The following is a 5,539-nucleotide window of genomic DNA, read 5'->3' on the forward strand; positions in this document are numbered from 1 at the left end:
AGGCCATGTATTGCGTTATGTTGGCGATTTGTCGGGCGATTTATCGCAAGAAAAAGGACGGTTGGAAGTAAAATTAGTATCTATTCCAGAGGATAGCACATTGGGCCATGTAAAAGGAAGTGATGCTATTTTTGAAATATTTACCGAAAGTTACGGTGAACAACCTATAGTAATTCAAGGTGCTGGAGCAGGAGCAGAAGTTACGGCGCGTGGTGTTTTTGGAGATATATTGAGGTTGAGTAAGCATATAAATTAACCAAAATTTTGGTTTAAGAATGGATTTTGGCGGATGGACGCATTAGGGATTGCAGAGGAAATCCCGCAGCCTGACGAAGGAAGTGCGAGGACTTGCAACGGAAAGCCCGACCCGATAGGGGAATGCCAAAATAAAAAAAAATGATTAAAATAAATTAAAGTGAATAAAAAACATTTTGAAACAGAAGCGATAAGAACGCAGAGTGAAACGACGCAGTTTTCAGAACATTCGGTGCCGTTGTATTTAACATCGGGGTTTGTGTTTGATGATGCCGAGGAAATGCGCGCATCGTTTGCGGAAGAAAAGCAACGCGATTTATACAGCCGATATAGCAACCCAAATGTAAACGAGTTTGTAGAAAAGGTGTGTGCGATGGAAGGTGCAGAAAGTGGATTTGCCTTTGCAAGTGGTATGGCTGCTGTGTTTTCGACGTTTGCAACCTTGTTAAATGCCGGCGATCATGTGGTGTCGTGTAGTTCGGTTTTTGGAGCCACGCATGGTTTGTTTACCAAATATTTTCCTAAATGGAATATTGAATGTTCGTATTTTAATATTGATGAAGTTGAGACGATTGAAAGTTTAATTCAGCCAAACACCAAGTTTATTTATGCTGAAACGCCAACAAATCCTGGAGTTGATGTTCTTGATTTAGCGTTTTTAAGCACCATTTGTAAAAAGCATAATTTGTTACTGGTGGTTGATAATTGTTTTGCAACGCCCTATTTACAAAATCCTATAAAATTTGGTGCGGATTTGGTGATTCATTCGGCAACTAAATTAATGGATGGTCAAGGCCGTGTGCTAGGTGGTATTACGGTTGGAAAAAAGGAATTAATTCGTGAAATTTATTTGTTTTCGAGACTTACGGGGCCATCTTTGAGTCCTTTTAATGCTTGGGTTTTATCAAAATCTTTAGAAACTTTGGCCGTAAGGGTTGAAAAACATTGCGAAAATGCTATGAAATTAGCGACATTTTTAGAAGCGCATCCTAAAGTGACTTGGGTAAAATATCCGTTTTTAAAGTCGCACCCAAAATATGACATTGCTAAAAAGCAAATGCGTTTGGGTGGTAATATTGTTGCTTTTGAGGTTGCAGGTGGTTTAGAAGGAGGACGATTGTTTTTTGATAATATAAAAATGTGCTCGCTTTCTGCAAATTTAGGAGACACTAGAACTATTGTAACCCATCCTGCCAGTACGACACACGCTAAGGTTGAGCCAGAAGTTAAAAAAGCAGCAGGGATTACCGATGGAATGGTGCGTATTTCGGTTGGGCTAGAACATGTGGATGATATTATTCAGGATTTGGAGCAGGCTTTGGCTAAATAATTTTAACTAAATTTTTCGGTATCGTTTTTGCAATTAATGTACCTTGAAACTTCTTTATTATAAGTATATTTCAAATAATACTATTGAACGACATGGTGCTAAAATATAATACATAAAATTTATGAAACTATTAAAAATCATTTTTGCGCTTCTAATTTTTACATCAATAATTAGTTGTAGTTCTTCTGATTCAAATGAAGAAGAGAAGGTTGTAGAATTGAGTCTATCTTCAGTTTCTGAATTTTCTGCAAATCAAGAAACAAAATCACTTTCAGTAACGGCTAATTTATATTGGCATACCGAAAATAACAATGATTGGATTACCCTTACACCCAAATTCGGAACCAATAATGGGACTATAAATATTACTGTATCTACTAACCCAACAGAAGCTAAGCGTACTGGAATAATTAGTGTTATAGGTGGAGATGTATCAAGAAATTTAACCATTACTCAAGCTGGAAAGGAACCAGGTACGGGAGGCTTAGATTCCAATAAAGCGCCTTCTGAAAATTTCGATTTATCAACATGGAATTTGAGTATTCCTGTAGACAATGGAAATGGTACAGCAACGACTATTACTGTTAGTCAGATTAATAATAAATATACAAATAGCGCATATTTTTATACTGCTGACGACGGAGGCATGGTTTTTAAATGTCCAATAGCAGGGTTTAAAACTTCCATAAACACAAGTTATACAAGATCGGAATTGCGAGAAATGCTAAGAGGAACAAATACGAGTATAAACACACAAGGTGTTAATAAAAACAATTGGGTTTTTGGTACGGCTCCTGCATCAGATAAAAGTGCAGCCGCAGGTTTTGATGGCGTTATGAATGCAACTGTTGCTGTAAATTATGTAACAACTACAGGTGATAGTGGTCAAATTGGTCGCGTTATTATTGGTCAAATCCATGCAAACGACAACGAGCCTATTCGGATTTATTACAGAAAATTAGTGAATAACGAATTGGGGTCTATTTATTTTGCGCACGAACCTGCAGAGGGTTATGGAAGTGAGCAATGGCACGAAATGATAGGTTCAAGAAGTAATAGTGCTTCCAATCCTTCAGATGGGATTGCGCTTAACGAAAAATTTAGCTATACCATAAAAGTTGTTGGTGATAGTTTAACGGTTACAATTTCTAGAGAAGGAAAAGCTGATGTTATTAAAACTGTAAATATGGCAACAAGTGGCTATAATGTAGGAGGGCAGTATATGTATTTTAAAGCTGGTGTTTATAATCAGAATAATACGGGAAATGCTGATGATTATGTTCAAGCAACATTTTATGCTTTAGAAAAATCGCATACTACAAATTAATATTAGGTTTCTAAAACACTTATATTAGCAAAATGCTATCCAAAAAAACAAAATACGGCCTCAAAGCACTTACTTTTATTGCAAGAAGTAAAAGTGATTTGCCTATTCAAGTGTCTGTAATTGCTAAGAGTGAACAAATTCCACAAAAATTTTTAGAAGGTATTTTGTTAACGCTTCGAAAGTCTGGAGTATTAGGATCAAAAAAAGGAAAACATGGTGGTTACTATCTGAGACATGACCCTTCGGAGGTAAAAATGACAGACGTCATGCGTGTTTTAGAAGGTCCTATTGCCATGATACCATGTGTTAGCCTTAACTACTATGAAAAGTGCGATGACTGTCCTGATGAAAACCTTTGTAGCGTTCATAAACTGATGATTGAAGTGAGAGATAGCACACTTCAAGTTTTCAGAAATACTACTTTGGCCGATTTATCTAAAAGCGGCAAATAAAGATTTCTCAATATAATTCCTGTTTTAAAAGAATTATCTAGGTTTTTCCCTAAAAACATTCCATTATTCTAAAAAGTTATGAAAGTCCTTTTTTGTACGGTAAAAAGTTTTACATTTGTAATCCCTACTAAATCGATAGGATTAATATAAAACGATAACAAATGATTGCACAGATGTTAACAAAAGATAAAGAAAAGGCTACTTACAAGGAAGATAGTACTAATGAAAAACCATTAAGAAGTGTAGTAAAATCACTTAGCTGGAGAACTATAGGAACTTTAGATACTATTTTAATTTCTTGGTTAGTTACAGGGAAGTTAGATTTAGCGTTTTCAATTGGAGGAATCGAGTTAGTTACTAAAATGGTATTATATTTTTTCCACGAGCGTATTTGGAATACAGTTAAATGGGGTAAATAATTAAAGAGATTAACATGTTTACAGAAACTCAAATACAAGAATTAAATAAAAGCTTTGAAAAAGCAACACCTTCAGAAATTATTCAGAAGGCGTTTCAGCTTAATAATAAAGCCGTTGTTACAACTAACTTCAGACCATATGAAGCCGCTATTTTGCATGCAGTCAGTAAAATAGAGGCTACGATACCTGTGGTTTGGTGTGATACAGGTTACAATACACCACAAACCTACAAACACGCAGAACAAGTTATTAAGGATTTAAACTTGAATGTGTCTTTGTATGTACCTAAACAAACATCGGCACACAGAGATGTGGTTATGGGAATTCCTAGTGTTGATGCTCCAGAACATGCTTTGTTTACCGAACAAGTAAAACTAGAGCCTTTTAAAAGAGCTATGGATGAACACAAACCAAATGTGTGGTTTACAAACCTGCGACAAGGGCAAACGGCATTTAGAAACAGCATCGGTATTTTTAGTTTAAGTAAAGATGGGGTTTTAAAGGTGAGTCCATTTTATTTCTGGTCTGATGAAAAATTAGACACGTATTTAGAAGAAAACAACTTACCAAACGAATTTAAATATTTCGACCCAACAAAAGCATTAGAAAATAGAGAGTGTGGATTACACGCTTAAAATATCCTGCGAGGTTTTAAAAACCTTGTAGGTATAATAAAATTAAAAATGAAAAAAGATACATCACATATCAATTCCTTAGAAAACGAAGCCATTTACATTATGAGAGAAGTAGCAGCGCAGTTTGAAAAACCTGTGTTATTATTTTCTGGAGGAAAAGATTCCATCACTTTAGTAAGACTTGCTGTTAAAGCATTTTATCCAGCGAAAATTCCTTTTCCATTAATGCATATTGATACAGGGCATAATTTTCCTGAAACGATTGAATTTAGAGACCGTTTGTGTAAAGAATTAGGTTTAGAATTAATTGTAAGAAACGTGCAAGATTCTATTGATGAAGGAAAAGTGAAAGAGGAATCTGGAAGATACGCAAGTAGAAATATGTTACAAACAACAACACTTTTGGATGCTTTAGAAGAATTTAAGTTTGATGCAGCTATTGGTGGAGCAAGACGTGATGAAGAAAAAGCAAGAGCTAAGGAACGTATTTTTTCTGTTCGTGATGATTTCGGACAATGGGATGAAAAAAATCAACGTCCTGAATTATTTGATATGTTGAATGGTAGTATTAACCACGGACAAAATGTACGTGTATTCCCAATTTCAAACTGGACAGAATTAGATGTTTGGTCTTATATAGAAAAAGAAAATATTGAAATTCCTTCAATTTATTTTGCTCACAAACGTAAAGTCTTTTTAAGAGATGGTATGATTTGGTCTGCTGATGACGATGTTGTTTATAGAGATGATAATGAAGAAGTCATAGAAAAAATGGTGCGTTTTAGAACCGTAGGCGATATGAGTTGTACTGCAGCAGTATATTCAGATGCGGTATCTATCTCCAAAGTTGTAGAAGAAATTAGAGATTCAACAATTTCAGAACGAGGTGCAAGAATTGATGATAAACGTTCTGAAGGAGCTATGGAAAAACGTAAACAACAAGGGTATTTTTAGAATATCATTTTTGTCATTTCCGCGAAAGTGGAAAACTTTAAAAACGAATACAAATTTAGGCTTTAAGCCAACAGCATAAAAAGAATGGAAGTATTAAAAATAGCAACAGCAGGAAGTGTAGATGATGGAAAAAGTACGTTAATAGGACGTATTCTTTACGATACTAA

6 protein-coding genes and 1 pseudogene are annotated in these 5,539 nt (G+C 35.1%); all 7 read left to right on the forward strand.

Annotation, left to right across the window (positions count from 1 at the left end; genetic code table 11):
- Nucleotides 1-256, forward strand: a pseudogene (locus tag WBN21_RS09195) (bifunctional aspartate kinase/homoserine dehydrogenase I); the annotation flags it as partial.
- 153 nt (nt 257-409) lie between these two features.
- Nucleotides 410-1,585, forward strand: a complete 1,176-nt coding sequence (locus tag WBN21_RS09200) for a trans-sulfuration enzyme family protein (protein ID WP_424199580.1) — start codon at nt 410-412, stop codon at nt 1,583-1,585.
- Nucleotides 1,586-1,706: 121 nt separating this feature from the next.
- Entirely contained in the window at nt 1,707-2,912 is a 1,206-nt protein-coding gene (locus WBN21_RS09205; RefSeq protein ID WP_424199570.1) for a polysaccharide lyase family 7 protein, read from the forward strand.
- A gap of 32 nt (nt 2,913-2,944) precedes the next feature.
- The gene (locus WBN21_RS09210; RefSeq protein ID WP_424199572.1) at nt 2,945-3,364 is read left to right on the forward strand and encodes an RrF2 family transcriptional regulator; all 420 of its coding nucleotides are present in this window, start codon (nt 2,945-2,947) and stop codon (nt 3,362-3,364) included.
- A 161-nt stretch (nt 3,365-3,525) separates the two neighbouring features.
- Entirely contained in the window at nt 3,526-3,783 is a 258-nt protein-coding gene (locus WBN21_RS09215; RefSeq protein WP_424199574.1) for a DUF2061 domain-containing protein, read from the forward strand.
- A gap of 14 nt (nt 3,784-3,797) precedes the next feature.
- Entirely contained in the window at nt 3,798-4,418 is a 621-nt protein-coding gene (locus tag WBN21_RS09220; RefSeq protein ID WP_424199576.1) for a phosphoadenosine phosphosulfate reductase family protein, read from the forward strand.
- Nucleotides 4,419-4,466: 48 nt separating this feature from the next.
- The gene (cysD, locus tag WBN21_RS09225; protein WP_424199578.1) at nt 4,467-5,372 is read left to right on the forward strand and encodes a sulfate adenylyltransferase subunit CysD; all 906 of its coding nucleotides are present in this window, start codon (nt 4,467-4,469) and stop codon (nt 5,370-5,372) included.
- Nucleotides 5,373-5,539: the final 167 nt, after the last annotated feature.

The sequence above is a fragment of the Algibacter sp. genome, from assembly GCF_049667265.1.
Taxonomy (GTDB): Bacteria; Bacteroidota; Bacteroidia; order Flavobacteriales; family Flavobacteriaceae; genus Algibacter_B.